24 protein-coding genes are annotated in these 26,805 nt (G+C 34.8%); 10 read left to right on the top strand and 14 right to left on the bottom strand.

Going from position 1 to position 26,805, the window contains the following annotated elements:
- Window positions 1–5: 5 nt before the first annotated feature.
- Entirely contained in the window at window positions 6–2,996 is a 2,991-nt protein-coding gene (locus AC57AW_RS08625; protein ID WP_496351532.1) for a SusC/RagA family TonB-linked outer membrane protein, read from the bottom strand.
- Window positions 2,997–3,637: 641 nt separating this feature from the next.
- Here AC57AW_RS08625 and AC57AW_RS08620 point away from each other — a divergent pair.
- The 8 genes from AC57AW_RS08620 to AC57AW_RS08585 all read left to right on the top strand — a co-directional run bounded on the left by AC57AW_RS08620 (window position 3,638) and on the right by AC57AW_RS08585 (window position 13,190).
- Complete coding sequence (locus AC57AW_RS08620; RefSeq protein ID WP_062669263.1) at window positions 3,638–3,886, top strand: helix-turn-helix domain-containing protein; 249 nt, start codon at window positions 3,638–3,640, stop codon at window positions 3,884–3,886.
- 102 nt (window positions 3,887–3,988) lie between these two features.
- Complete coding sequence (locus tag AC57AW_RS08615) at window positions 3,989–4,585, top strand: hypothetical protein (RefSeq protein WP_496351531.1); 597 nt, start codon at window positions 3,989–3,991, stop codon at window positions 4,583–4,585.
- A 10-nt stretch (window positions 4,586–4,595) separates the two neighbouring features.
- Window positions 4,596–5,258, top strand: coding sequence for a hypothetical protein (locus AC57AW_RS08610; protein ID WP_496351530.1), 663 nt, complete (start codon window positions 4,596–4,598; stop codon window positions 5,256–5,258).
- A 176-nt stretch (window positions 5,259–5,434) separates the two neighbouring features.
- The gene (locus AC57AW_RS08605) at window positions 5,435–6,664 is read left to right on the top strand and encodes an FRG domain-containing protein (RefSeq protein ID WP_496351529.1); all 1,230 of its coding nucleotides are present in this window, start codon (window positions 5,435–5,437) and stop codon (window positions 6,662–6,664) included.
- A gap of 635 nt (window positions 6,665–7,299) precedes the next feature.
- Window positions 7,300–8,367, top strand: a complete 1,068-nt coding sequence (locus AC57AW_RS08600) for an ABC-three component system protein (RefSeq protein ID WP_496351528.1) — start codon at window positions 7,300–7,302, stop codon at window positions 8,365–8,367.
- Window positions 8,354–8,827 carry an ABC-three component system middle component 2 gene (locus tag AC57AW_RS08595; protein ID WP_496351527.1) on the top strand — a complete coding sequence of 158 codons (474 nt, stop codon included), beginning with the start codon at window positions 8,354–8,356 and terminating at the stop codon, window positions 8,825–8,827. The genes AC57AW_RS08600 and AC57AW_RS08595 overlap by 14 nt, the downstream gene beginning before the upstream one ends.
- Window positions 8,827–10,596: a hypothetical protein gene (locus AC57AW_RS08590; protein ID WP_496351526.1), complete on the top strand. Its 1,770-nt coding sequence runs from the start codon at window positions 8,827–8,829 to the stop codon at window positions 10,594–10,596. Before AC57AW_RS08595 ends, AC57AW_RS08590 begins: the two co-directional genes overlap by 1 nt.
- A 35-nt stretch (window positions 10,597–10,631) precedes the next feature.
- Complete coding sequence (locus AC57AW_RS08585) at window positions 10,632–13,190, top strand: AAA domain-containing protein (RefSeq protein WP_496351525.1); 2,559 nt, start codon at window positions 10,632–10,634, stop codon at window positions 13,188–13,190.
- Window positions 13,191–13,308: 118 nt separating this feature from the next.
- Here the strand turns inward: AC57AW_RS08585 and AC57AW_RS08580 are convergent, their stop codons facing one another.
- A complete protein-coding gene (locus AC57AW_RS08580) occupies window positions 13,309–14,781 on the bottom strand; it encodes an SEC-C metal-binding domain-containing protein (protein ID WP_496351524.1) in 1,473 nt (490 codons plus the stop codon).
- A 183-nt stretch (window positions 14,782–14,964) separates the two neighbouring features.
- On the opposite strand from AC57AW_RS08580, the gene AC57AW_RS08575 reads away from it, so the two are divergent.
- Together AC57AW_RS08575 and AC57AW_RS08570 are read left to right on the top strand one after the other, a co-directional pair.
- The gene (locus AC57AW_RS08575; RefSeq protein WP_496351523.1) at window positions 14,965–15,372 is read left to right on the top strand and encodes a hypothetical protein; all 408 of its coding nucleotides are present in this window, start codon (window positions 14,965–14,967) and stop codon (window positions 15,370–15,372) included.
- Window positions 15,373–15,532: 160 nt separating this feature from the next.
- Entirely contained in the window at window positions 15,533–15,673 is a 141-nt protein-coding gene (locus AC57AW_RS08570; RefSeq protein WP_165690254.1) for a hypothetical protein, read from the top strand.
- 68 nt (window positions 15,674–15,741) lie between these two features.
- Here AC57AW_RS08570 and AC57AW_RS08565 read toward each other — a convergent pair whose 3' ends face one another.
- The 12 genes from AC57AW_RS08565 to AC57AW_RS08510 all read right to left on the bottom strand — a co-directional run bounded on the left by AC57AW_RS08565 (window position 15,742) and on the right by AC57AW_RS08510 (window position 26,805).
- A complete protein-coding gene (locus AC57AW_RS08565; protein ID WP_496351522.1) occupies window positions 15,742–17,829 on the bottom strand; it encodes a type IA DNA topoisomerase in 2,088 nt (695 codons plus the stop codon).
- A 20-nt stretch (window positions 17,830–17,849) separates the two neighbouring features.
- Complete coding sequence (locus tag AC57AW_RS08560) at window positions 17,850–19,304, bottom strand: DUF3945 domain-containing protein (protein ID WP_496351521.1); 1,455 nt, start codon at window positions 19,302–19,304, stop codon at window positions 17,850–17,852.
- A 97-nt stretch (window positions 19,305–19,401) separates the two neighbouring features.
- Complete coding sequence (locus AC57AW_RS08555; protein ID WP_007845572.1) at window positions 19,402–19,683, bottom strand: helix-turn-helix domain-containing protein; 282 nt, start codon at window positions 19,681–19,683, stop codon at window positions 19,402–19,404.
- A 524-nt stretch (window positions 19,684–20,207) separates the two neighbouring features.
- Window positions 20,208–20,903, bottom strand: coding sequence for a VIT1/CCC1 transporter family protein (locus tag AC57AW_RS08550; RefSeq protein WP_034670026.1), 696 nt, complete (start codon window positions 20,901–20,903; stop codon window positions 20,208–20,210).
- Between the two features lies 1 nt (window position 20,904).
- Window positions 20,905–21,678, bottom strand: coding sequence for a phosphatase PAP2 family protein (locus AC57AW_RS08545; RefSeq protein WP_156121965.1), 774 nt, complete (start codon window positions 21,676–21,678; stop codon window positions 20,905–20,907).
- Window positions 21,679–21,684: 6 nt separating this feature from the next.
- Window positions 21,685–22,875 carry a DUF3570 domain-containing protein gene (locus AC57AW_RS08540; RefSeq protein ID WP_007844656.1) on the bottom strand — a complete coding sequence of 397 codons (1,191 nt, stop codon included), beginning with the start codon at window positions 22,873–22,875 and terminating at the stop codon, window positions 21,685–21,687.
- 33 nt (window positions 22,876–22,908) lie between these two features.
- Window positions 22,909–23,136 (bottom strand): DUF4266 domain-containing protein, encoded by a 228-nt coding sequence (locus AC57AW_RS08535; RefSeq protein ID WP_007844654.1) that lies wholly within the window; start codon window positions 23,134–23,136, stop codon window positions 22,909–22,911.
- A gap of 101 nt (window positions 23,137–23,237) precedes the next feature.
- Window positions 23,238–24,164 carry an FAD:protein FMN transferase gene (locus AC57AW_RS08530; protein WP_007844640.1) on the bottom strand — a complete coding sequence of 309 codons (927 nt, stop codon included), beginning with the start codon at window positions 24,162–24,164 and terminating at the stop codon, window positions 23,238–23,240.
- A 5-nt stretch (window positions 24,165–24,169) separates the two neighbouring features.
- Complete coding sequence (locus tag AC57AW_RS08525) at window positions 24,170–24,613, bottom strand: thioredoxin family protein (RefSeq protein ID WP_007844638.1); 444 nt, start codon at window positions 24,611–24,613, stop codon at window positions 24,170–24,172.
- A gap of 79 nt (window positions 24,614–24,692) precedes the next feature.
- A complete protein-coding gene (locus tag AC57AW_RS08520) occupies window positions 24,693–25,082 on the bottom strand; it encodes a hypothetical protein (protein ID WP_007844636.1) in 390 nt (129 codons plus the stop codon).
- 55 nt (window positions 25,083–25,137) lie between these two features.
- Window positions 25,138–25,605 (bottom strand): heme-binding domain-containing protein, encoded by a 468-nt coding sequence (locus AC57AW_RS08515; RefSeq protein ID WP_007844634.1) that lies wholly within the window; start codon window positions 25,603–25,605, stop codon window positions 25,138–25,140.
- Window positions 25,606–25,650: 45 nt separating this feature from the next.
- Window positions 25,651–26,805: an efflux RND transporter periplasmic adaptor subunit gene (locus AC57AW_RS08510; RefSeq protein WP_007844632.1), complete on the bottom strand. Its 1,155-nt coding sequence runs from the start codon at window positions 26,803–26,805 to the stop codon at window positions 25,651–25,653.

Below are 26,805 nucleotides of genomic sequence, written 5' to 3'. Positions count from 1 at the left end.
TAGTTTTAAAAGTTAATCTGCATGCCAAAGGAATAGGTTTTAAGAGGCGGCAGGAATCCTAAAGATGAAAACTCGGGGTCCAGCCCGAAATAGCGGGTCCAGGTATAGAGGTTCTGCCCTTGAAAATAAATCTTGGCTTCTTTGATGAGTTTGCCCCGCAAAGGAATCCGGTAGCTGAGCTGAATATTTTTCAAGCGGATAAACGACCCATCGGACACCGTTGCATCACTCATCTGAAATAAACTGTGCTGGGGTGATGCGGTAGCGTGATACGGCATATACAATCCATTCGGATTATCAGGTGACCAGACATTCAGGGCCTCTACCGGAAGGTTCCGCATCAGTCCTGGGGATGACATTTGATAATTAAAATTGCGGCTCTGCTGTTTGACGAACTGGACAAGCAGTGACAGCGACCAGTTTTTATAGCTGAAATTATTGCTCCAGCCACCGAAAAACTCTACGCCTATATTTTTAATTACCTGCCTGTCATCAGGGGAACTGATCTTACCATCACCATTGTAATCCGTAAAGATATACTGACCGCTCTGAGGGTTAATACCTTCCAGATGGTACAATTTGACAATATTCACAGGCTGCCCAATTGCATAAGAGTTGGCATAGGTAGAGCCTTCCAGCCCCGGGAACGACAGAAGTTTATTCCTGGGAATGCTTAGATTGGCAGATGTTTCCCATTTAAAAGCTCCGGTAAACGGACGGCCCGCAATCTCAAATTCCCACCCCGTATTTTGAATGGTAGCATCCAGATTGGCCAACACTGAAGTAAACCCAGTTACCGAAGGAAGCTGATAACCTACCAGTTGGTTCGAGGAGCGGTTGCGGTAATGGGATGCTGTAATATTAAGTCTATCCCTAAAGAATCCCATTTCCAGTGCAGCTTCCAATTTGACGGTTTTTTCCCAACTGAAATTAGGATTGAACAATTTGGAAGGAACCAATCCCGTTACATTATTATACCCTAAAGTAGAAGTGATAAACGTATCGTTATACTGGTAGTTCCCAATATTATCGGTTCCTGAAGAACCATAACTTCCCCTCAGCTTTCCAAAGGAAAGCCAGGATAGTTCTTTCATAAAGCTTTCATTGGAAAACAGCCAGGCAGCCCCTATCGCTCCGAAGTTCGCAAACTTACGGTTACTTCCAAAACGGCTGCTTCCGTCTCTTCTCCCTGTAATATTAATGATATACCGGCGGTCAAACTGGTAATTAAGTCTTCCGAAGACAGCTGTATATTTATATTCCGTTTTGATTTGGTCCGAGATCAGTTTGGTAGTAGCCGCCGCAATATTTTCAATAAATGCATTGCTGGTAAAACCATACCCCTGTATGGCACCCTGAGTATTCAGATCAGCCTGATAGGTGCCCCCTGCCAGGACATCTATCTGATGACGTCCTTTTTTGAAGGTCCAGTTCAATTGCGGTTCCAACGTGTAGGATAGCCTGCTTTTATTACTCTGCAGCGCTCTGGAATTGGCAGGACCTATACCCAATGACGGATTATAGATCGTACTGGGCTGTAAGGAAAGTTCATCAAAGGTCTGATAACTGATCCCTCCATTGAGTTTGATCTGTACATTTTTCAACAATTCGTAACCCGCCGTGAAATTATTCATAAACTGCACATTGTTGTTGGAATAGGTGCTGTTATAGGCAGCCAAAGGATTATCAAAAGTATTGTTCTGCCAGTTGATATTCCCCTGTGAATCGTACAGTGCCGGAGCATTGGGAGCCAGAAATAAAGCACTGCCGGTATTGTCCAGGCTGATTACATTATGTTCCAGCTTTGAAAAGAGTGTTGACATGGTAAAATTAAGACGGTTGTCTGCTGAGCGGTGTGACAGGTTGCCTAGTAAGGTATTGGTTTTATACCGGAAATCTTTGGCAAAGACCGTAGTCTGCTCATTGTGTCCGTAACTTACCAGAAAAGAGGTTCTCTCCCCACCTCCCGATAAAGACAGCTGGACATTGGAAGTTACCGAAGTATTGCCGAGAAGTGTACTGAACCAATCGGTATAACGGTTCTGATCCCATGTACCGTTAATATCATACGCAGTGGCCGGATATACTGAAATTCCATCATTCGCATAGGCCTGCCTGCGCATTCCCAGATACTGCTCCGTGTTCATCATGGTAAGATTGGAAAGGCTGCTGCTTAACGCATAGGATGTATTAACGGAAAGTCCTAAAGAACCTTTCTTTGCCCGTTTAGTGGTCACGAGTACCACTCCGTTGGCCCCTCTTGAACCGTAGATTGCGGTCGCATCTGCATCTTTTAAAACTTCAATGCTTTCAATATCATTGGGGCTGATATTACTTAGAGGATTCAGGTTGGCATCTGACAAAATATTGGCACCGTAAACAGCAGTCATTCCGCTTCCCACGGGGACACCATCCACTATGTATAAGGGCTGGCTGCCATCAATTTCACTGTTGGCATAGGTTCTCAGGCTATTACGCCCCCGGATCTGGATACTGTAGCCACCTCCCGGAACTCCTGAATTCTGGGTGATACTGACTCCTGCCATTCTTCCCTGTACGGTTGATAAAACATTGGTGACAGGCTGGTTTTCTATATCTTTTGCTGAAACTTTGGCGATACTACCGGTTCTTTCTTTGTCTTTAACCTTATAGTAGCCAGCGTTGAGAATAACTTCTTCGATTCCCTTTACTTTTTGTTCTAAGCTGATATTAACGACGGTCTGATTAGTGAGTGTGAATTTTTCTTCTGAATAATCAGGGTGTCTGAACAATAGGATGGTATTTTCTGCTGAAACCTGTAAAGTATAGGTTCCGTTGTTGCCGGTCATCGTTACCTGGTCACTACCCTCTTGGGAGATTATAACTCCCTGTAAAGGTTTGCCTGATGAGGTTACGGTACCGGAAATGGTGCGTGTCTGGGCGTTTGTCTTGATGCTTACAGCGGTAAACATGAGCCCAAAGAAAATGCCCCCTATATTGTAATAGGAATTTTTCATAGATTTGTAAAGGTTTTTAATTTCTAAAGATTAATTACTGAACTACGCTCTTTCCCGTAAGTGTCCAAACTGCATGGGAAGGGGCTTTTTTCTTTCTTCTGATTTTTAAGTTGAGTAGTTTTTTGATTCATTTTTTAGATAAAGACTTTCCTGATGCCCTGTGGTTTGAAAAAGGACTGGTGAGGTTCTGTAATCAGTGACCTTTAGGGCACCGGAAAGAATTTAATATGAATGAAATCCGTGTTCCCGTGTAAGCTTTTGAAAGCCGCAATAGGTTGTACATTCCTATTGTATCGTGTCTGATACTATTTTTAGGAAGCGGGCTTAGATTTTTTGTTTAGAGATAAAACGAACTGCATTGAAAAAACGGCATGGGACTCAACATTATCCAATTCGGGGTACTGGTATACCTTACATACAGATAAGAGAGCCCACGCCTAGGTCGTGAGCTTCCTGCTTATCATCTCGTATGTTAAAAATTACCAGTTTTCGAATTTGAGACTCTAAGCAATAGCTTCTATTATTCTTTGAAGTATCGCAAAGTTACATTTTCTGTAACCTATTTTACAAATATAACAATATTTTCTCATTGCGCACAGAAAACCGCAATATTTTTTTACCCTTTCTTTTAATTTGCTCTAATGGACGACGAGAAAGACGTAATTATTGCCATTTGCAAATACATTTATCTTAACTGGATTTCAAAGGCGGAATCACAGAGAGATTTTGCATCAAAATGCGGCGTAGAGGAAAGTACTGTTAGAAGAATAAAAAATATTGCACTTGGAACATCAAAGACTGATTACAATATGTCTTTAAAAACTTTGATTAAAATCTGCCAAAAAAAGCAAATAACTTTAGAAGATTTTTTCGGAAATATAAATAGATAAAATCCTAACTAATAGTTAGGATTTTTCATTTACTTCGAACTTATCATTAAAATCAATTCTGTATATTTGAGATAAACTAAATAGCAATTTGAAAATTTAAACATGAGTGAATTTGAAAAAACTGACCCGTATGTGTTTATTTTAGAAAGCTTAGATTTTGAGGATGAAAAAAGGGGTTCCTTTGAGGGCGAAATTATTTCTCAGATTTTGAGTATGTCTAACATTAAACACAAGTACTTTTATATTAGAACAAAAAGAGAATTTGAACACTTTATAGATGAATTTGCAAAGTCAAATTATAGATATCTACATATTTCCTGCCACGGAAGTACAGATAAAATCTCTACAACTCTAGATGATATTTCTTTTCAAGATCTCAGCATTATTTTAGGTGATAAACTTGATAGAAAACGGTTATTCCTGTCCTCCTGTCTTTCTACAAATGAATCTTTAGCTGAAGCTATTTTTCCTACATCTGATTGTATTTCTATCGTGGGACCCAATAAAGAAATTAATATGGATGATGCCGCTATTTTCTGGAGTTCATTTTATCAAAAAATGTTCAAAGAGAACATAAAATACATGAAAAACGAGAAAGTTAAGGAAACTATAAAGTACTTAAAAGAGTTTTTAAATATTCCTATCAGCTACTTTGCCTCAACAAATTCAGAAAAAGGTTGGAGAGAATCTAATTTATAATAATCGAGATATGAATGAAAAAGAAGTTATAAATAATCTACTAAATATAGATATACAAGACAGTCAGATTATTTCTACACTTGCACTAGCTATACGAGGTGCTAGAGAATTAGGAAACAGAAATGTAGAAAATGGGAAAATTGATCAGCATTATAGTATTGATATTTTAGATAGACAAATAGAAAATAGAACCTTTGTAAGTAGCAAATTTTTAGCGTTAACAAATTATTTGATAATTATTGACTTAATTGGAAATCTTTTTTTTCACAAAAATGGATCAGAAAATACCAGTGATACTTTTAAAAATGCTCTAAATAATTTTACGGATTTAGATAGTAAAACTATAAACTCACTCAAAAATTTAAGAAATTCTCTTGCTCATCAATTTAGTCTAGGAAACGAAACTGAAATATTTGTCTTAGATTATTCAACTTCTTCCGATAAAATTATTGAGAGTGCTGAAGAAATATATCATGTCGGAAAAAGAAATATCAAAAAAAATGAAAAAAACTTTACAACAGCTTATTACTGGAATATATGTGAATTAGTCGAAAATATCTTCTCAAAAATTCTAGTTTTGAACAGTCAGAACGAGTTGTCGATTCTCAACAAATATAAAAATGGTACAAGTATTAAAATACATCATTTTAATTCGATGTTCTTTGTAGATTAATCACAAAGACTACATAATTTAGATACACAGTTAACTGTTTTTATGATAAAAAATTAGTAAATAATTGAAATGATATTGTAAATTTTACTACTTGTATATTTGTTCTTTTTGTAAATATAGAAAAATGATAAATTTATTAGGTATGATAATTTTGTATTTAAAAAATAGAATTATATATGGACGCAGATATCAAATTTAAGTATTTCCAAGAATGGTTAAATAACGGTGGAAAATTAACTTTTTCAAATCTGATAGAAGATTACAAAAAGATAACATTCAAAGAAGATGGTAAAGTTAATCCAGAAAGTATTTCAAATGACATAAATTCAGCTATGCTTTCAGTAATTGCTACTCATTTGGGAAATCCACATTTTGATGGAAAAAATTTGAGTGAATATATATCAATACTACAAAAGGAGCAATACTTTGACCAAATAAATATAGAGACCGAAAAGGATTTTGATGAATTCTATAATAAAGAGATAAAGGAAAAGCATGTTTTATACAGAGGAGTTAAAGAATCAAAATGGAGGTTATATAATTCATTGCAGCGACATTGGATTTTAAATAATTACTTAGGGAAGGATATTGATTATAAAGATTTCAATAAAGAACTTGTAAATAATGCAAGGACTCAAAACAATAATCTACTTACTAAATTTTTAAAAATTAATGGTATTTTCCCTCAAAATGATATTGCAATACTTAGCTTTTTACAACATTATGGATCTCCTACACCACTTCTAGACTGGACCTATAGCCTCAATACAGCATTATTTTTTGCGACAGAAAATCTAAGCAATGATATAAATTTAGATATAGACAATTATTTCAGTGTTTATATTCTGGAAGAAAAGTATTTAGTAGATTCAAGCTTACGAAAAGTTGTGAATAAAGTTTTATCTGATCTTGAAACAAGAGTAAAAGATAATACGTCAAGAAATGCAGAGCTGGATGGAATTAGTAAGAGTGATATGGAAAAGTTTTTTAGCCCAAATAGATTGAAACTCACTACTAGAATGCTTTATGGAAAACCTGTAATTACAAAAGCCTCTTCGATTGATGGATTATTCCTTTATCCTATGGCTTACTTTTCTGATAATGATGAAAATGATGAATATTTAATACCTTTTTCATTAAATAACAATTTAAATGTAGTAAATCAAGAGGGCGTATTTCTTTTTAACAATGATCCGATAAAATCTTTGGAGGAAAATTGTATGGATCAATACAGGAAAGATAACCCTGATGAGGATAACTATAGATTCTCTAAATGTATTAATATCAATAAAAGCATCGGAAAGTATGTGATCAAAAAACTCAAAGAAAATTTTATTGATAAGAATTTTATTTTTCCTGATCCTTATCAATTAGCATCACAAATCTTCAGAAACACAACAAAATAGTACTTTCATAAAAAAGAGGATGATTTTATCATCCTCTTTCAAGCGGTGAGTCCCGGCATCGAACCAGGCTTCCCTTTTAATTCTTTAGACTTTCATCCTTTCAGATTATTTCGGTAACTCACCATCGACACCGAAACTCACTAAAACAAGTAGTTTTCCTAAAAGAGCTATTGTAGAACCTAATGAAAGGTTAATTAAAATTGATTTTATTGTATCCATACATTTTAAATTTTTATTATTCAACCATCTGTCACAGACAACTACCAAGACATCTTTCAAATGAAACATACTAAACAACGCTAAGGGAATTTCCAGATCTTCATATAAAAAAAATTATATTTTAATTTATTTGTCCTGAAATATTTATTTATAGTAATGAGATTTATTTTAAGAGTGAAATCTCAGCTAAATATCAGGCTAGTTTTTTCGGGTTATTTTTAGTTTTAAAAAAACGTACAATATATGTTTATAAAAGACTAAATTTTATTCCGTGAAAATACTGATTATTTTTTACGGAATAATTATTAATTTCCGTTTTTACGGAAAACCATAACAAAAAGCAAGCAAAAGTCAATACATTTGTTTATGGTCAAAAAAAATAATCAAAGAGTAACCTAGAATAATCATCAAATAGAATGTCAGAAAACAAGTTTACTTCACACTTTGAAGTTACTAACGGAGCAAACATTGTCCCTATCAAACGAATTGAAATTTTTTCTCCAGAAGAATGGGAATTATTCACAAAAGAGTATTTAGAAGTGCTTCAAGATGATTATGCTGAAATTGAAAGGATTGGCGGTGCTAATGACAATGGACGTGATGTTATAGCATATATTGAACCTTCAACAGTAAAAAACTACAAGTGGGATTGTTTTCAATGCAAACATTATGACCATTCGCTTCATCCTTCTGATGTGTATGTTGAGATAGGTAAAATATTATACTATACTTTTAAAAAAGATTATCCGATTCCGCAAAATTACTTTTTCGTAGCGCCTAAAGGTTGCGGTACCTCTCTATCCAAACTTCTCTCAGATGAAAATCTATTAAGACAGAAAATTAAAGATAATTGGATGCAAAGTTGTGAAAAGAAAATTACAAAACACTCAGATATTAAACTGGAGGGCCCATTTTTAGATTATATTGAAAATTTTGATTTTAGAATCTTTAAGAAAACTAATATTAAAGATATTTTAGATCAGCATAAAAAGCATCCTAATCATATCATAAGATTTGGCGGCGGTCTTCCAAGCAGACCAAAACTTGATGAAGCCTCAATTGACAAAATTAAAGCAAATGAATTAGTATACGTTAAGCAGTTATTTCTTTCTTATGGGGACGAATCAAAGATCAAGTATGAAAATATAAATGACTTAAAATCAAATATTAATTATCAAAATCACTTTAACAGAACTAGAATTAATTTTCATTATGCTGAACAACTAAGAAATTTCTACAGAGACAGTTTACCTATCAATACGTTTCAAGATTTTCAGAATGAGATTTATCACGGAATTATTGATACAGTTGAGGAGACACACGAAAATGCATTTAAGAGAATTAAAGCTTCTGAACAGTTAGCCTCAACGCTACAATTATCATCAAATCCTTTGACAACGGTAAGCATTGTAAATGATAGAAAGGGGATTTGTCACCAATTAGTTAATGACAAAAAAATAATATGGAAAGATGACACCAAGTAATCCATTCAACAATCAATTAGAAATAGGTCTAAGATTGCTTTCTATACTAAATGAAGCATTTCCAAAAAAAATCAATTTACAAAGTTTAATCTACATTGATTACATAGTTATTCACTCCGGCGACTTTGATAATGCTACTCAAAGTATTCACGCTCCTGTACCATACAGAGAAAGTGAGATATTTATAAAAAGAAATCTCATTAAAGACAGTTTGGATTTCTTACTTTATAAAAATTTAGTTGATATAAGTTATGATTCTGATGGAATCACCTATGTAGCCACTGAAGATTCTACACCTTTTCTAGACAAATTATCTGAACAATACACACGAGAATTACTAATTCGTGTGAAATGGTTTTTTAGTAAGTACGAATCTACTGACGAGCTATTATTAAGAAATATTTTTAGCACCAGAGATAATTTAACTAATACAGAATTTAATATTGGAATTTTAAAATAATGGCTGGATATATCTTTAAAGAATTACGTTTGACAGGCGAAAATAAAAAAGACGCCTTTGTTCAATTTAAACATGGTTTAAATGTTATTTCCGGACCATCTAATACCGGTAAGACATTTATATTTGATTGTCTTGATTTTATGTTAGGCTCATCAGATAAGCTGAAAGCAATCCCAGAGATAAAAGGCTATTCTAATATTTTTCTTGAATTAGAAGCTGATGACCAATCTTATACAATTGAAACTGAAATAAAAAATAATAACTCTTATAAACTATATCGTTCTAAAATCAATAAGTTAAATACCGAACCTGAAATTTTAAAACGAAAGTTAGATTCAAATACTAAGGATAATTTAAATAGTTTTTTTCTAAACTTAAACAAAATTGACAATAAAAAGATAAGAAAAAATGCTAAGGGAGACACAATTAGTTTATCTTACAGAAATGTTGTCAAGTTTGCTTTAATTGATGAAGAACGTATCATTACAAAAGAATCTCCTATTGTATCACATTACACGCGAGAAACTGAAGAATCAAATACTTTAAGGTTTTTTCTCACAGGAAATGATGACAGTGGTATTATAAAAAAAATCTCCAACCAAGAAATAGAAAGGAGAAAAGGAAAGATTGATTTATTACATGAATTTATCAATAATGCCAATATTGATTCTAATTTGAACAGTGATGAGATTGAAAGTCAATTGGAAAGAATTAATGTTTCTTTAAATAATTTCACACTTAATTTTAACAGAATTAAAAAGGATTATTTGTCTGTTGAAACTGACTATACAAATAAAAATATTGAATATGTAGATTTCAATAAACGTCATAGCGAAATAACAGAATTGCTAAAAAGATCATATATACTAGAGCAACAATATAATAGTGATATATTAAGACTAAAATCCACAATAGAGTCAGGTCTATTTATGTCCGAAAATGGTGATGCATCATGTCCAACTTGTAAACAAGAAATCACTACTAAAACACTGGACATTGAACAAATTATTATTTCTTGTGAGTCGGAAATTCAAAAAATAACTTCTCTTTTAAAAGAATTAAAAGCTTCACAAACATTAATTAGTGAGGAAGAAAAAGATATTGAGAAAAAACTATTATCAACGACCATCGAACTTGAACAGCTAAGAATAAAATTACAAGACGGAATTGGAGTTGAACTAGACAAAACAATTGAGACTCTTACAAATTTAAATAATAAAAAAAGTCAACTGATCGGAATTCAAGATATTATTAGCAAAACCAATTCTTTTTCACAAACTATCAAAGAATTAGAATCATCAATTCCAGCAACTAAAGGTAACTATCCAACTCTCACATCAGATATTACAAAAAAGCTTTGCAAAAAGATGTCTGAAATACTGAAAGAAATTGGAGAAAACAAAACAGTTAATTACAGCAGTGAATCATTTGAATTTGAAATAGGAAATAGTTTTAGGAATACCTATGGGAAAGGATATAGAGCTATTTATTATTCAGTATATATAATTGCTTTACATGAAATAATGGAAGATAATACCTTCAAAATAGGTGTACCTGTATTAGATTCACCTTTAGTCACATATAAGAAACCCAATGCAAGCGGAGAAGGTATTGATTTAAATTTAGCAATGGATTTCTACAGATATTTATCTAAAACAAAAATTAGACAAACTATAATTATAGAAAACGAAGTACCACCACAAGATATTATAAATAAAATTAATCACATACAATTTAAAGGATTCGGAGATGGTTTTATACCAAAATAAAATACATTAATATATTTGCAACCAGCCAAGAACCTATGCAAAAATCTACACCACATTCCCTTAGAAAAGAAGCGATCTACATTGATTGTAAAGACAGAACTGATGAGATAGAATCTTATTCTTTGGAGGGCAATAAGTGTGTTGTGGAATATAAAAGCAGCGAGAAAACGTATTCTTATCCTCAAAGTAGAATTAAAATCGTAAGATCAGCTATTCAAAGTGAGAGAGCTGGAAATATCTTTTCTTATCTAAAGGCGATTGCAGAAAGTGTTGGTTTGAAGACCGAGGAAGGCAATAATATTCTTGCCAATAGCTATGGGAGCATTCGTTTTATTCCTGAGACTTCAATTCTTTACAATTATCTTAATGGGAAAGAACCTAGTAAGAATTACCACGCCTCTACTATTGAAATCTTTCCTTTTGGTTTTAATCTAAGCCAGAAAGCTGGAGTTGACAATGCGTTTTCAAATCCGCTAAGTGTTATAGAAGGTCCTCCCGGAACAGGTAAGACCCAGACCATTCTTAATATTATTGCCAATGCAGTGATGAATAATCAGAGTGTGGCTGTCGTTTCAAGTAATAATTCGGCGACAAAAAATGTTTTTGAGAAGCTGGAGAGCAATGGGGTTTCTTTTATAGCGGCATTGTTGGGAAGCAGCCAAAATAAAAAGGAATTTATCGATGCTCAGACCGAAATACCGGATCTATCAGATTTTAGATTAGAGGAAGAAGAGGAACAATCTCTTATGCATTCTACTCCCCTTCTTTTTGCTGAACTTACTGAAAAGTTGGAACTAAAGAATGAATTGGCTTTACTTGCTCTGGAAATCGATAAGATCAAAACAGAGTATCAGCATTTTACGGATGATATCGCTTTGGCAACAGAAATCCGTTTTAAAAAGAATGTCAGTTCAGATCAGCTGCTTTCTTTATGGATTACATTGGAAGAGTATGAGAAAACAGGGAAGAGATTTTATTGGTGGCGAAAACTGATATTTCCATTTCTATATGGGGTAAGAGATAAGATTTTCTATACCCTATCTTACGAAGAGATGATCAGGATTGTTCAGTCAAAATATTACGGTGTAAAAATTTCAGAGCTTACTCTCAGAAAGCAGGAGCTACAAAATACATTACAGCATTTTTCCTTCAATGATAAGATGAAAGAATATACTGAAGGATCAATACAACTGTTTAAAAACAAACTCTACCAAAAATATAAAGAACAAGAACGTTCAGAATATACTGAATGGGATCTCCGTTTTAAATCAGAAGAATTTATTAAAGATTATCCTGTCATTATGAGTACAACCTACTCTTTAAGGAGAAGCCTTGCTGAAAATGTAGTCTACGATTATGTAATTGTTGACGAATCTTCACAGGTGGACCTTGCAACAGGTGTACTCGCATTATCCTGCGCAAAACAAGCAGTTATTGTAGGAGATTTAAAACAGCTTCCCAATGTCGTAGATTCCGAAACCGCAGAAAACACAAATCAGATTTTCAAGAACTATAATATTCCGGAACCTTATCGTTATTCCAATCACAGCCTGCTTTCTTCCGTAACAGAAGTATTTCCAAAAGTGCCTAAAACACTTTTAAAGGAACATTATCGCTGCCATCCTAAAATCATTGATTTTTGTAACCGTAAGTTTTACAATGATCAGTTGATTATTCTTTCTGAAGGACAGGTAGAAAGAGAACCTTTATTAGTCTACAAAACAACTGAAGGCAATCATGCCCGACAAAGAGAGAATCAGCGGCAGATTGATGTGATTATTAAGGAAATCATTCCACAACAAAAGCTGGAGGGTGTGAATCTGGGAATTGTAACGCCTTACCGTAATCAGACCTTAGCGCTACAGAGTGTATTTCAAGGAACAGATATCAAAGCCGATACGGTGGATAAGTTTCAGGGAAGAGAAAATGATGTGATCATTCTGTCTACAGTAGACAACGAAATCTCAGAATTCACCGACAATCCGAACCGTCTGAATGTAGCCATTTCCAGAGCCAAAGATCAGCTGATTCTATTGGTGAACGGAAATGAAAATGACAATGACACGAATATCTCAGATCTGATCCGTTATATTGATTACAATAATTTCAAGGTTATCAACAGTGAGGTACATTCCATTTTTGATTACCTGTACAAAGGCTATGAAGAAAAAAGAAGAGCTCTTTTATCGGATCAAAAAAAGAAATCTGTTTTCGACAGTGAGAATCTAATGTATTTATTAATCGGGGAAGTTTTGTCCGACGATCAATTTTCTAAATATGGTGTTATTCTTCATCATCCCTTAAGAAATTTACTGTTAGATTTTTCCAGATTAAGTCCTGAAGAAGAACGTTATGCCAGACATCATGCTACACACCTTGATTTTCTGATCTATAATAAGCTGGGGAAAAACCCTGTATTAGCCATAGAAGTCGATGGGTATGAATACCATAAACTGGAAAGCCGACAAGCCGAAAGAGATATCATGAAAAATGAGATCCTGGAGAAGTATAGAATTCCTTTGGTAAGGTTTTCGACGGCGGGAAGTGGGGAAAGAGAAAAGCTAATAAACGTACTAAAAACATTAATAGGCTAATAATAAGCCCCTAACAAAAGTTGCAAACGGTTTCTTATTAGGAAGATAAAATTATATGCTTAATAGATAAGTGTTTAATAAAACCCATCTCTGTATAAATGATTATAGACCAACGATATTACTTCTTGAGACCAATACAGCATTTCTTATACTTTTTTCCAGAGCCGCAAGGACATCGGTCATTTCTACCAATTTTTTTATAACGGCTCAAATTATTGTTAATTGGAAAATCCCTAACAGTTAATGTTTCCCGAACCATTTTTTTAGTTTCTAAGAAATTAATGTTTTTATTTGCATCCGAATAATACAAAATATCGTCTTCGGACCAATCCTTTGCGTTAAGTAGGATGAAATCCTCAGAATTGGTTTGAGTAAATTTAGGAGCGTCAATAGCAATCCCTATTATTTTTTCATATTTAGGAAATTTGTTTTTTGTAACACCACATGCAATTTCAAGCAGCGCTTGTCTTTTAGGTCTATATTCATTATCGTAATCTCTATTTCTGGGATCGTGTAATTGTAAAAAGACATAAACTTTATCTTTATAAAAGGATGGCATAATAGATAAATTACGCATAAGCGTTGTACCATCTCCAGGAAATCCCTCTATAGCTCGTGTCATAAGATCAGACAATGTTCTTCTAAAAAATCTAGGTTCTTTGGCCATTTCACAAATAGCGCTTTCACCTTTAAAGATGTTACTATTTCCTTTAAGAGTTTGATCTAAGGCATTTTGAGTAGTATATTGAAGTAAATTATCCCACAGCTCAGATGTTTTATTTGCTTCTTTTCTCTTTTTGTACAAAGCTGAATTTTCAAAGGAGTTCCACGCACCTTCCGAAATCATAATACTGGTTGCTTTCTCATCTATAACTCCAACAAAATGTTTTTGCTTTACCGAATCAAAGTTTTGAAAGTAATTAGCTAACAGGTCTTCTTCTCCACAATAAATGATACTATCGTAGTGTTTTAAAGCCTTCTCTTTCTCTGAAAGATATTCAGAAAAATCGTATACAGTATCTAATTCTTTAAGAATGATTTCTAAATTAAAAGTATCAAAAATATGAATAGGCTTATTACTGTCGAGCTCCACAAGAAAAGGTATATCAAGTCCTAATCTTTCCATTTTACTGTAAGTTACAGCAAGACTTCCGTTAATATTTTCGGTTGAATGCCGCAAACAAGCTTCCGCTGCTCCATGAGCAATAATAATACTGTATATAGTTAAATTTTCATGAGGTATGAGTATCGGAAAAGGTGTTGTTTTTTTACTATCCAAATATATTTTATCGGGATTTTCAAGTACATATCTTCTTGCTCCTTCCGCTGTTCTTATTTGGTTCTCAATTACATTTTTGTGCCAGCGTTTCCATTGCACATCAATATCACCCTCCAAATTATCGAATTTCCTACTTTCACGATCAAAAAATAAAAAAATCTTATTGTCAAAGACAGCCATTAAATCGCATAATTCCTTTGTATCTTCTTTGTAAGGATTTGGATAAGACCATAGTTTTAAGAAAGTAGCATCACATAGTTTTGCCAATATTCTTTCTGTTTCAGTATAACCTGTAGATTTTTCAATTGCCATTAGTTTTAATCTTTAAGAGATAATGTAAGGTAGCAAATATTTAGTGAGTCTAACATAATTTTATTCTTTTTTATTTGTTAATCAATACTTTAAATATTCCTTACGTAAAATTTTGAGACTACGGAAAACCGTAATTAGTTCCTTTAAACTTCATTTAGATTTGCATATATAAAATTAACTACAATGAAAAAATCATTTCTTTATCTGGTATTACTTCTCTCTGTTATTTCGTGTACAAACTATTACACTGTTAGACTTCAGGAAGATACACCTCTTTACTACAGCAGTGACAGCAGTAGATCAGTTACCATTATTCCTAAAGATACGGAAGTTTTCTTGTCTTCAAAAGCTGGTAAGAAAAATTACAGCAAACTTAAATGGGGAAATTATTACGGATGGGCTTATAAACCCAGCTACACAGCTTATATTGGCTATTCTAAAACCTCATCGTATTATTCTTCACCAGTAAGATCATCCTCGAATTATAGTTCTCAATCAAATTCAGGCAGTTCAGTACATGTTAAAGGTTATACGCGAAAAGATGGAACTTATGTTAGACCGCATACAAGGAGTGCACCGAGAAGGAGGTAATTGCAATCAAAATTGATCGTCTCAAAATACGTTGCCCACCCTTTCTGAAACCAACGGTTACGGCTTTCCGTAATGAAAATGGTGACCAAAAATTTACTTTTGATCTGGTATTAATCTGTTTTGATATCAAAATAATTATTAATTAATCTTTATTTGTACTATGAATACAATCGAAGCAATCAAACCAGGGCCCAAGCCTAAAAAACCAGATGGAGAACCTGACAGAAGAAGAAGGGTAAACCCTCCCAATCAACCAAAGCATCCAAAACTAAAACCTCACGAACACGAAAAAGGGGATTAGACTTGGATAAAATGTAAAATGTAGAAGCAGCTCATTGGCTGCTTCTTTAAATTATTATTTTTTTGAAATTAATTCTTATTTCCAAATTCAAATGATGTACTGAAATCATTTTTAAGAATGATGAAAGCATCAAACTTTTTACCGTTCTTGCTTTTCATATCTTTGATTAATGATGTTTTGTTTTGAGTTAATAATAAAGTAAGATCTTTAATACTGAGTTGAACTCCGCATATCATTCTGAAGAGAATCCAGCCGCATTGTTCATCTGGGCATTTTACAATTTTGTCTTTGATGATAAGATGATTTTGTTGGCATTTGGGACATTTTAGTTGGGGAACATTTTCTTGGGGAATATGAAGTGATAAGAGTTCGTTGGTGATTTCTGCTGTGTAGGCTTGGATGTCGTTCATGAATTGGGTTTTATTGAGTTCACCTTTTTCAATTCTATCCAGAGCTATTTCCCATTCTGCGGTCATTTGGACATTGGCTATTTTTTTGTCTTTGACAAGATTGTAAACCTGTAAACCTTTATCTGTAGGATGCAAGGTTTTGCTTTTCCTGATGATATAGTCTCTGCTAAGCAGGGTTTCGATAATGGAAGCTCTGGTGGCTGGAGTTCCGATGCCGATATTGGATAAAGCTTTCTGTTCTTCTTTGCTTTCAATAGATCGGCCAACATTTTCCATGGCTGATAAGAGATCAGCTTCTGTAAACAGTTTGGGAGGCTGGGTAGTTTTTTCAAGTAATTCGGTTTTTGAGATCTTCAATTCATCTCCGATTTTGAATTCCGGAAGTTCAGTAAGGACTTCATTTTTATTATTGGAATTTTCATTGTCAGACAGAATTCCTTTGATGGCTCGCCAGCCTTTCTCTAGGATTGTAGAGCCTTTGATCTGGAATTCATAATGATGTACTTTTATCTGGATTTGGGTGACTTGTTTTATACAGGCATGGGATAAGGATTCCAATAAACGGTAAGCAATCGTATCATAAATGGCTTTTTCCGTAGCGCTAAGTGCGGAAGGTGTTTTGTTGGTTATGAGTAATCCGTGATGGTCGGTAACTTTTAGATCATTGACGATCCGTTTGTTGAAGTTTCCGAATTTTAAATGGGTTATGGCTGATTTAAATTGATCGGTTGCATTAAGAATTCTGACCAGTTCAGGAATCTCTGTCCATAAATCTTCAGGAATATACTTGCTGCCGGTTCTTGGATAAGTGATGAACTGTTTCTCATAGAGGGTTTGGGCTGTTTGTAAAACCTCATCGGCAGAAAGTCCCAACTTTCTGTTGGCTTCTTTCTGTAATTCTGTGAGGTCGAAAAGTAACGGAGACTGTTCCTGCACTGTTGTAATGGATACATCTTCTACAACAGCTTTTCCCTCCCGCTCTATTGATTTTTGGATTTGTTCTGCCTGCTTTTTTTCTTCCCATTGTAATAGTGAGAGGCTGGTAAAGTCTGTATATTCTTTTCTATGGCTCAGCTGGATTTGAAAGTATTTTTGCTTCGTGAAGTTTTGATGCTGAAGAAACCGTTGACAGATGAGAGCAAGGGTTGGTGTCTGTACCCTGCCTAATGAATAAACATCTTGGTTTCCTGCGATGGTTAATGCCTGGGTGGCATTAATTCCTACCAGCCAGTCCGCTTCGCTTCTGGCTTTAGCAGCTTGATACAAACCATCAAAGGTAACGCCTGGCTGAAGATTCTTAAAACCTTCCTGTATTGCCTTCTCGGTAAGGGAACTGATCCATAGTCTTTCAAAGGGTTTGTCACATTGTAGGTAGTGATATATATAGCGGAAGATCAGCTCTCCTTCCCTTCCTGCATCTGTTGCGACAATGATACTGCTGCATTGATTGATGACTTGTTTTATGGTGTTGAGTTGTTTTAAAGCCGAAGGATCAGGCTCATCACCTTTTGCTTTCTTTAGTTTTTTAGGAGTTAGAATAAAAGGATTCGGAAAGATAGGCAAAGAGGCTTTGTTAAAGCCTCTTATACCATAATCTTCCGGCATTCCCAATGCGATCAGATGTCCTAATGCCCAGGTGATACAATATCCGTTCCCGGATAAATAACCATCTTTCTTTTCATGGGCTCCTAATAATTGTGCTATTTCTCTTGCGACACTCGGTTTTTCTGCGATGATTGCTTTCATATGATGGATTTAGATGATTATTATAGTTTTTGCCTTCTTGGTTTTCTAACCTTTTTTTGCTGGTCTTCCTGCTGTTTATTGGCAGGCTGCTGCTGTTTTGATTCTAAAGGCTCCTTCACATTCTTAGTAGCTTCATTGGTTTTACCCTGCGTGTTGACCGCAGTTTGGGTTTTATGATCTTCTGTAGGCTTTGCCTCTTCTTTAAGTTTATTAGGATTGGTGAATGAAAAGTCGGTTTTGAAAGTTTCTTTGTTGAAGGTAATATAACCTTGATAGGCTTTACCTTTAGCATCGGTAAGACCATCAACGTAAACGGTTTGCCCGGCTTTGAATTTTTCATATTGTGAATCGTCCAATTCTTTTCCTCTGAATACTTTGGGTGCTTCTTGATCCGTAGTTTGAGTTTGCTGTTGGTTATGATGGTGCTGTTGACTTTGTTGTTGATTCTGATTATTATTGAACAGAAATTCCACATAACGCTTATCCGCATTGAATTGTACGGTGGCATTGAAAGGCTCTCCTTTTTTTGAAGTCATCCCTTCAAGATACAATGGTCCTCCTTCCAGCAGGGTTTGTTTCTGATGTTCATCAAGCCTAATTCCTTTGATTTCATCAGGGATTTTCATGTACTCCGCTCGATAAGCTACGAGTTCATTGGTGAGTCGGTCACGGCTGATGACAGATGGAATAATTTCATCCGTCTTAGGATTGACCAGATCTACTACTCTGCCCATATTCCCGGTTTCCTTAAGATTCTTCTTGTCTTCATCCGTGAACTGATGACCCAGAAATTTATTATTGAGACTGGGCTCTTTTCGGATTCCATGCAGGTGAACGGCAACCTGTCCCGTATCTCCTGTTTGAAGGGATAATCGAACATCCATTTTGCTCACTGCCGTTCCCAGATTAATGGTAATGGGGATTAATGTATTGGTTTTAAAACCTCTGAGTAATGAATCCATCGCATTCATTTTTTCAAGCTTTTCCTGATTAAGTCCGAATTTTTCCATCGTTTTCCAGTCGATCTGTTCCGGCTGAAAACGGTACTCCTGATTGTCTGTGTTGTTGTCCATTGTATTTTGATTTTTTGGATTGTTGTTGTGTTGAGGTAAAACTTCGTAGTCTTTCAGCTTTTCTTTTTCTTCAGGTGATGCCTGATCGACATATTTCTGAAGATCCTTAGCGGTATTAACAGCATCGTATTCCGATACCTTGAAAAAGTTGAAATGCGTGGGATTTTTGAGCTGCCGGTAAAAGTTTGAAAAGAAGTTGGAGAAAATATCTCCGTGTTTATCAACGTTGATAAGCTGATCATTATCCTTTTTTTCTTGTGGAGGAACTTTTTGAAGGTTTCCGTCTTTATCTACACCTTTGACCATCTCAACCTGATTGGTATGAATGTTCAGGACAAGGAGTGTGTCTGTTGATGGTTTGAGTTCATCGGATTCCTGAGCGTTTATCAATTCATTTTCCATTGTATTTCATTTAATAGAACGAAGGTATAGGCTCAATTAAGAGGCTCTACAAGGGTGGAATGGTGATGAATGATTTGGCTGTTGATGTCTTTTTCTATCAAGAGTTTAAACACTCTCGGATGAGTTGATGGACATCAGAAAGCTTATAATACAGCTTTCCGCTGATGGTATAGTATGGCAGCTTTTTATCAGTCCGGTACCGCTGTAATGATCGGGAACTTATCTTTAAAAGCTGTAAAACATCCTGGTTATCCAGAAGCTGTTCCCCGTCTATTTCTATAAATCTGGATTGGTTCTTAAGCATTTGCTCTTTCAGAAGATCAAATCTTTCCATGATTCTCTCCATCCAGGCTATAAACTCTGTTCTTTCAATATTCATAATGGTGATTTTTATGATTGTTGGTGATGTAAAATTGGACAACAGAAATCATATAAAATCACTAGTTTTTCGTAGTTACGAAGAGATTTATTTTTTAGAAATAAATATTTTGCTAAAAATTGATATTTACAGTAAAATATTACTGTTACTCAATATTAACATGTTGACTCAAATCACCAATTTTTATTAATGAAGCATTATCATTTGCTATTAAGTAATCTTAACACAGTATTGGTGAGTTATATCTTTTCATTTATAAAATATAATATTACTTAGGCTAAATTCATTTACTCTTTTCCTGATTTTATCCGAATATTATCTTTAATATTGGGACTTCCATAAAATTGTTATCTGATATTATAAAGAAATTAAAATCAAAAAAATATCAACCTTGTTTAATTAAACAAGGTTGATATGAATGGCCAACTAAACTTATTATAAAATACACTTCGAATTAGATCAAATACGTAGATAAATTAGCATTTATCTGACATCAACAAAATCTATATAACTCACATTATATTTTAATTGACATTCACTCCAAATACATATCCTACTAAAGCGGTTATTCCCATGGCGACCGTTCCCCAGAAACAAATTCTCAGTATAGCAATCCCAATATGAGAACCTCCTGTTTTTGCAGAAATTGCTCCCAAAATCATTAAAAAAATAATAGAGAATCCATATTGAAAGTATACCATTTCCTTAATAGGTGCTAAAAAAGAAACCATAAAAGGTAGCAAAGCACCCAATGCGAATGATCCAAATGATGCAACAGCTGCAATTAATGGTTTTGCCTGGGTAATTTCATTAATACCTAATTCATCATGAGCATGAGCAGCTAACGCATCATGTTCGGTAAGCTCAGTAGCAACCTGTAGTGCAGTCTTTTTACTGACTCCCCTTCTCTCATAGATTTTCGCCAATTCTTTCAGCTCTACTTCAGGTATTTCTTCCAGTTCTCTTTTCTCACGCAATAAATCCGCTTTTTCAGTATCTTCTTGTGAACTGACTGAAACATACTCACCGGCAGCCATAGACATTGCTCCGGCAATCATCCCCGCTAAAGCTGCAAGCACAATAGTATTGCGATCCGGTTGTGCGGCCGCAACACCAATGACAATACTTGTAGTAGACAACAAACCGTCATTAGCACCTAAAACGGCTGCACGAAGCCAGCCAATTCTATTTACATAATGTTTTTCTAATTGGTGATGCATATTAAAAATTTAAAACAAGCCCAGCTCCAAAATTTTTAGGTTCAAGAACGGGATATATTAAAGTTATATTTTTTGATTCTTTCTTATTAAACAGCTTATTTACAGTCGGAAATAACCAGTAAGCCAATTCTGTACTTAAAATACCAAATCCTGCTCCTGCCACTACATCTCCTACCCAGTGTTTATCATTTAATGTCCTGTAAATCCCCGTAAAAATAGCAACGGGATACCCGGTAATTGCCAGCCAAAAATGTTCATCCTTATATTCTCTGAATAAAAATTGTGCAGAGGAAAAAGCTGCCGCTGTATGACCGGAAGGGAAGGAAAGATGATTAGACATGTCAGGCCGCTCTTCTTTTACCACATGTTTTAAAGGGAGCACAAAAGCAGCAGAAATAAGCTGAGATGTACCATAAATAATGGTTCTCTCTTTAAGATTGTGCTTTCCTTTAATTCCTGCAAGATTATATCCATACACCATTACTACCGGTAAATATTGCGTATAATTATCCAGCTTGATATGTTTGGGTTGATGTTCACCGATTTCATACTGAGTAGATCTATTCAGGTTTTTAAGGTCATCGGAACTTAAACTCACAATACCATAGGCAATAAAAACAGTTGGGATAATGAGTTTTTTATAAGTGGGCTGATAAACCTTGTCATCATACTTACCGAAATTCGAATTTTTTAGTTTAACTGAATCATATATAACCTGTCCGAAACAAATGTCTGAACAGGTTAAAGTAATCAGGATCATGGTTAGTAATCTCATAATCTATCATTTAAATCTTAAATTTAGTGAAATGATATCAGATTTCATCCCTATAGATTTGGTATAATGACCGTATCTGATTTCCAACATATTCAGTCTTTCGATACCAAATAAACCATTTTTAGGACTGAATCGGATTCCTGCTCCATAAAAATGGCTGTCGAATTTTGAAAGATCATAATTGCTTGTATAAAAATCATCAAATGCCGTATGCAGTTGATAAGGCGCAAAATATTTAGCTGCAGTCTGAGAATAATATCTGTAAAACGGACTCACCGAAACAAAAGGTGAGATCTTCAAGGGGGTTTCCAGGCTAATTGTATTTGATTTTAGTCCCCAATCGTCGGTATAATAACGATAATAGGCTCTTAGAATCACTTTATCCCCAAGGAAGTAATTTGCTCTTACTCCTAAAGGAATTTTGAACCGTTTATCGGGCAAAGCTTCCTGATGAACTGAGCTATCATTGAAATAAACTCTGTGGAAAGGCAAACTTAAATATCCTGTCTGCTGAACGCCGTCCGCCAAAAATTCAACCTGAAAGTTCTGATTGATGATTTGCGAATAAGAAAGCGACAGTGCATAAGTATTTCTTCCGCTTGTGCCGTAGTTCTCGTGTTCACCTCCTGTGCTTCCGTTTGTTCTGAGCTCAATCGGGGCAATCAGTTTTACCTGATCCAGATAAGCCTGGAATTTTGCGGTAAACTCTCCCATTTTATTCTTGGTTTTTTGTGAAAACCCGATGTTTGCACCGTAAGATGCATAATCAAATTCAAAAGAGGTAGAAACACCTGCCATTAAAGTCGTTCCTTTTTCGGTATTCTCACGGCTCCAGCTTAATGCAGGATAAATTCTGTTGTCTGCGTGAGAAGCGGATGAATTGGCTTTCAGGTCTATCATATCGGAAGATGCCGATGTGTAATGATCGATTCCGACACTGAACCCTAATTTATTTTTCCGGTCTTTTTTATCATATTTTACCATTGTTACATCAATCGTATTGGAAATATCTGTAAGCTTCTCTGTTCCGATTCCTCCTGTGACCGCTGAATTGTTTCCATCCTGTTTGTAATAGCTGGAAACCAAATTGGCTTCATCAAGAGTTAGTTTTTTCGGTTGCTCGTTGCTAGCATTTTCCTGCGCTTTTGCATTGAAAATTCCGAAAAGAGCGAAGATACTTATTATCAATTTTTTCATTTTAAATCACAATTAAATTTTACAATTACTCTCTTAATTACATCCGCAACCGCCTCCCACTTTTCCGGCATTGGCTCCTGAAGAACCTTCCCTGTAGGATTGGAAGCTCAGTTCGGTTTTTTCGATCGTTCTGTTTCCAAGAACCATTTCTGCATCGTTCAGTTTGTTTTTTTCATATTCTTTTACAGTGGTGCAGGATTGCAGGGAAACAATTGTGATTAGCAGGGAAATTCCTGCTGTTATTTTTATGAAATTTTTCATTTTGATTTCTTTTTTTGATGAAATTATTCTGTCATTCCGGGATAGGTGGAGTCTCGGCTATGAGTTGAGATTCTTCATTCCATTATATTGACAGAAACATTTCATTTTAAATTAATGTTTTGAGATGAATAAATTCTGTCCTGATCATCGATGATGATGCATTCCAGATGATTGATCTGATTCACCATATTGAGGGCAGAATCAATCCCCATAATGCTTACCGGAGTTGCCATGGCATCGGCAATCTCAGCATTCGGACAAAAGATCGTAACACTTTTTACACCAGAAACAGGCATTCCCGTTTTCGGATTGATGGTATGAGAATATTTTTTGCCGCCTATGACGACAAATTTTTCATAATTTCCGGAAGTTGCAATGGCCATATCTGTGATGTTCATGTAAGAGAATGGTTGTTTTACATTATTGGGATCAGCAATTCCAACAGTCCATGGTTTTCCGTCTGCCTGATTTCCCCAAGTCGTCAAATCACCAGAAGCGTTTACAATTCCCGATAAAACACCTCTTTTCTGAAGAAGTTTTTTTGCCTTTTCCGCGGCATAGCCCTTTCCGATTCCTCCGAAACCAATTCGCATTCCTTTTTCTTTAAGGAAAATGGTTTGGTTTTCGCGGTCAAGAATAATGTTCTGATAATTAACCAGTTTCAGATGGTCTTTAATCAGTTCAGGATTGGGAAGCTCTTTCATTTCCCTGTCGAAATTCCAGAAACTTTTATCGATTCCACCATAGGAAATATCAAAATATCCGTCCGTTATTCTGCTGATTGTTAGACTTCTTTCAATGAGATCAAAAATTTCCCAATCTACTTTTACAGGCTTGATTCCTGCATTTCTGTTGATGAGATTGGTTTGGCTTTCCTCACTGAATGTCGTCAGAAGCTTTTCAATTCTCCTGATTTCGTCAATTGCTGCATCAATATGCTGATTCGCAGAATTTTTATCATCGCTTACAGCGGTAATTTCAAAAGCGTTCCCCATTAATTTTTGAGGTCTTTTGAATTCTCTTAACATACCTTTTATTTTTGATTTTCTTTGATACTTCTTATCTCTTTACTGAAAGCCAATGCATTTTCCGAAGGAAGACCTTCCCAGCTTTTCAGTATTTTTCCTTCAGAATTCAATAAAAGGGTGTAAGGAAACAGGCCTTTTGAATTATAATGATCCGCAAGTAAAGCGTTTTCTTTTTTCAGTTCGGGAGAAAGCTGATTTTTCTTATTTCGTGGAAAATCTGCATTGATGTAGACAATCACCTTTTCGGTTTCCAGCTTTTTGAAATCTTCTGTTTCGATAATGTTTTTATGAAGTTTAATACATGGAATGCACCAGTCTGAACCGGAAAAATTAAGTAAAATAAGTTCTTTATTTTCTGTAGCTTCTTTTTTTGCGATTTCTAATCTGTTTTGTGCATGGAAACCAACAGCAAATACAACCATTAATAAGGCTGAGATTATTGTTTTCATTACTTAGAATTTATAATGATTTTGTTTTTAAGAATATACGATAAGTTGGTTTATACTTAAACCAAATAATTAAAATGAATTATGAAAATGCATATCTGGGCGGTTCCCACACGGAGTTTAAAAATCCTTTACAATAAAAATCTTCGTCATAAAACGGTATTTTATGAGATTTTATATGTTGAAATAAGTCGTTTCTGGTTTCCAGACTGAATCCCTGATTGATTGTAAAAACCAAAGTAAGAGGTATAGAATGAATGATAAAAGGTAACCTTTGATCCTTACCATAATCACCATCTTTAACCGGATGATCGTAATGCGTTTTCAAGAATGCTGTAAGCGACATTTCCGGATTTAAAGCTTTGTGTTCACAATAATGTTCAATAAGTTCCGGGACTTTCAAAAGCTGATACAGTTCGGTTGTAGAAACCAAATACAGTGACAACAATAATATGGAAATCAGCTTTTTCACTAATCAAAATTATGAAATGTTTATTTAAGAATGATTTTAAATTAAATGTAATTAACTATTTAATCCCATTCCTTATTTCATTCACCCATTTTTCTATTTCAGATTGATCAGTCAGCGAAAGTTTTGCTTTCTGATGAATAACTGTGTAAGAAGTAAGCGGCATTTCGCCCTCTTTTACCGTTTCTACGATTTCATTTAGTTTCTTAAGCTTTTTTTCACGGCTGTAAGTATTAAATTCATCAAAATTCAAATGTCTTTTACCCGAATTGACATGATCCGACAGCCACCATTTCACTGGTTGCATATTGCTGTACCAAGGATAAAAAGTATTGTTGGAATGGCAGTCGTAGCAACTGGTTTTCAAAATAGACTGAACGTTTTTCGGTATTGCATAAAAATTTCCGATGGCATTGGCAGATTGGTTCGGACTGATATTTTTTTTTACATCAATGAACTGAATACCGATAAACAGTACCAACAATACAGTTAAAATATTCTTTATTGAGAAAAATGATTTATTCATTATTTTAGGTTTTTGAATTTATTTTTTTAATTATTTAAAGCGGAATTATTCCTCTTCACTTGCCGTATTTTTAAGCTTCATCAAAAGCGTGTACGCATTTTTGGTGACGATTTTTCTGTTCTTAAAATCTTCAAAGTTTTTAATTTGAATGAAACCGTTTTCAGCTTCTCCCAACATTACCGGAATCAGTTTATAGGTTTGTCTTTTTTCCTGAACAAAAACATAATCTTTACCTTCAAAATTGACGGTACTTTCCTCTGGAAGTGCATTGGAAAATGATGTTTGAGTCTCGATCTCAGCATTCATATACATTCCGGGAGTCAGGCTATGGTCATACTGCTCAAAATGGCAATGTACATCTGCCGTTCCGTCCGCATTGATATCTTTGCTGATCAGAATAATTTCTCCATCATATTTTTTCTCTGGCTGTGTATTGGTATAGGCTGTAAATCTTTGTCCGATTTTCAACATTCCGAGATCTTTTTCATACACTTTAAGATTCAGATGAATGTCATTGGGGTTGATAAGTTCAAATAAAACATCAGACGGATTGACAAACTTGCCTATATTCACATTAACTTTGCTCACAAAACCATTGATTGTACTGTACACCGGAACGCTTTTCCTAATGTTTCCCGAAGTTAAACTTCCCGGATTGATATTAACGAGCTGAAGCTGTTCTGCCAAAGTATTCATCATAATTCTCTGGCTGTTCATCTCAGACTGCGCCTGCTGCATTACTTTATCACTGCTTGCCTGACTCTGGTTCAGTTTTTTTTGTCTGTTATAATCCAGCTCTGCAAAATGAAGTTTTGATTTTGCCATCAGATAATCCTGCTGAAGCTGTATAAACTGAGGATTTTCGATTACGGCAATCACCTGTCCTTTATTCACCCGCATTCCAGGAAGCAACGTCGTATTTTTAAGATAACCGCCCAATGGAACACTTACCGAAACCAAATTCTGAGGCGGAACATCTATTTTTCCATTGATTTTAAGTACCGTAGAAATATTTTTCACAGAAAGTGACTCTGTTTCTATAGGTGTATTTTTAAGCTGAGCATCACTAAGTACAACGAGACTTTCATCTTTAGGAATCGTTGGTTTTATAACAGCTTCTTCTTTCTTATTGCACTGAACCGAAAAAAAGAGGGTAAGCATTAATACAATCGAATATTGATTTTGAATTGATTTTGACAT

The organism is Chryseobacterium sp. BGA-UO-ETr-SB22, from assembly GCF_059567885.1.
Note: the sequence above shows the minus strand (reverse complement) of the source record. Positions and strands in the feature narration are given on the sequence as shown.

Coding starts and splice junctions, on each gene's coding strand:
- AC57AW_RS08625 (WP_496351532.1), bottom strand. CDS start 2,996: ATGAAAAATTCCTATTACAATATAGGGGGCATTTTCTTTGGGCTCATG.
- AC57AW_RS08620 (WP_062669263.1), top strand. CDS start 3,638: ATGGACGACGAGAAAGACGTAATTATTGCCATTTGCAAATACATTTAT.
- AC57AW_RS08615 (WP_496351531.1), top strand. CDS start 3,989: ATGAGTGAATTTGAAAAAACTGACCCGTATGTGTTTATTTTAGAAAGC.
- AC57AW_RS08610 (WP_496351530.1), top strand. CDS start 4,596: ATGAATGAAAAAGAAGTTATAAATAATCTACTAAATATAGATATACAA.
- AC57AW_RS08605 (WP_496351529.1), top strand. CDS start 5,435: ATGGACGCAGATATCAAATTTAAGTATTTCCAAGAATGGTTAAATAAC.
- AC57AW_RS08600 (WP_496351528.1), top strand. CDS start 7,300: ATGTCAGAAAACAAGTTTACTTCACACTTTGAAGTTACTAACGGAGCA.
- AC57AW_RS08595 (WP_496351527.1), top strand. CDS start 8,354: ATGACACCAAGTAATCCATTCAACAATCAATTAGAAATAGGTCTAAGA.
- AC57AW_RS08590 (WP_496351526.1), top strand. CDS start 8,827: ATGGCTGGATATATCTTTAAAGAATTACGTTTGACAGGCGAAAATAAA.
- AC57AW_RS08585 (WP_496351525.1), top strand. CDS start 10,632: ATGCAAAAATCTACACCACATTCCCTTAGAAAAGAAGCGATCTACATT.
- AC57AW_RS08580 (WP_496351524.1), bottom strand. CDS start 14,781: ATGGCAATTGAAAAATCTACAGGTTATACTGAAACAGAAAGAATATTG.
- AC57AW_RS08575 (WP_496351523.1), top strand. CDS start 14,965: ATGAAAAAATCATTTCTTTATCTGGTATTACTTCTCTCTGTTATTTCG.
- AC57AW_RS08570 (WP_165690254.1), top strand. CDS start 15,533: ATGAATACAATCGAAGCAATCAAACCAGGGCCCAAGCCTAAAAAACCA.
- AC57AW_RS08565 (WP_496351522.1), bottom strand. CDS start 17,829: ATGAAAGCAATCATCGCAGAAAAACCGAGTGTCGCAAGAGAAATAGCA.
- AC57AW_RS08560 (WP_496351521.1), bottom strand. CDS start 19,304: ATGGAAAATGAATTGATAAACGCTCAGGAATCCGATGAACTCAAACCA.
- AC57AW_RS08555 (WP_007845572.1), bottom strand. CDS start 19,683: ATGAATATTGAAAGAACAGAGTTTATAGCCTGGATGGAGAGAATCATG.
- AC57AW_RS08550 (WP_034670026.1), bottom strand. CDS start 20,903: ATGCATCACCAATTAGAAAAACATTATGTAAATAGAATTGGCTGGCTT.
- AC57AW_RS08545 (WP_156121965.1), bottom strand. CDS start 21,678: ATGAGATTACTAACCATGATCCTGATTACTTTAACCTGTTCAGACATT.
- AC57AW_RS08540 (WP_007844656.1), bottom strand. CDS start 22,875: ATGAAAAAATTGATAATAAGTATCTTCGCTCTTTTCGGAATTTTCAAT.
- AC57AW_RS08535 (WP_007844654.1), bottom strand. CDS start 23,136: ATGAAAAATTTCATAAAAATAACAGCAGGAATTTCCCTGCTAATCACA.
- AC57AW_RS08530 (WP_007844640.1), bottom strand. CDS start 24,164: ATGTTAAGAGAATTCAAAAGACCTCAAAAATTAATGGGGAACGCTTTT.
- AC57AW_RS08525 (WP_007844638.1), bottom strand. CDS start 24,613: ATGAAAACAATAATCTCAGCCTTATTAATGGTTGTATTTGCTGTTGGT.
- AC57AW_RS08515 (WP_007844634.1), bottom strand. CDS start 25,605: ATGAATAAATCATTTTTCTCAATAAAGAATATTTTAACTGTATTGTTG.
- AC57AW_RS08510 (WP_007844632.1), bottom strand. CDS start 26,805: ATGTCAAAATCAATTCAAAATCAATATTCGATTGTATTAATGCTTACC.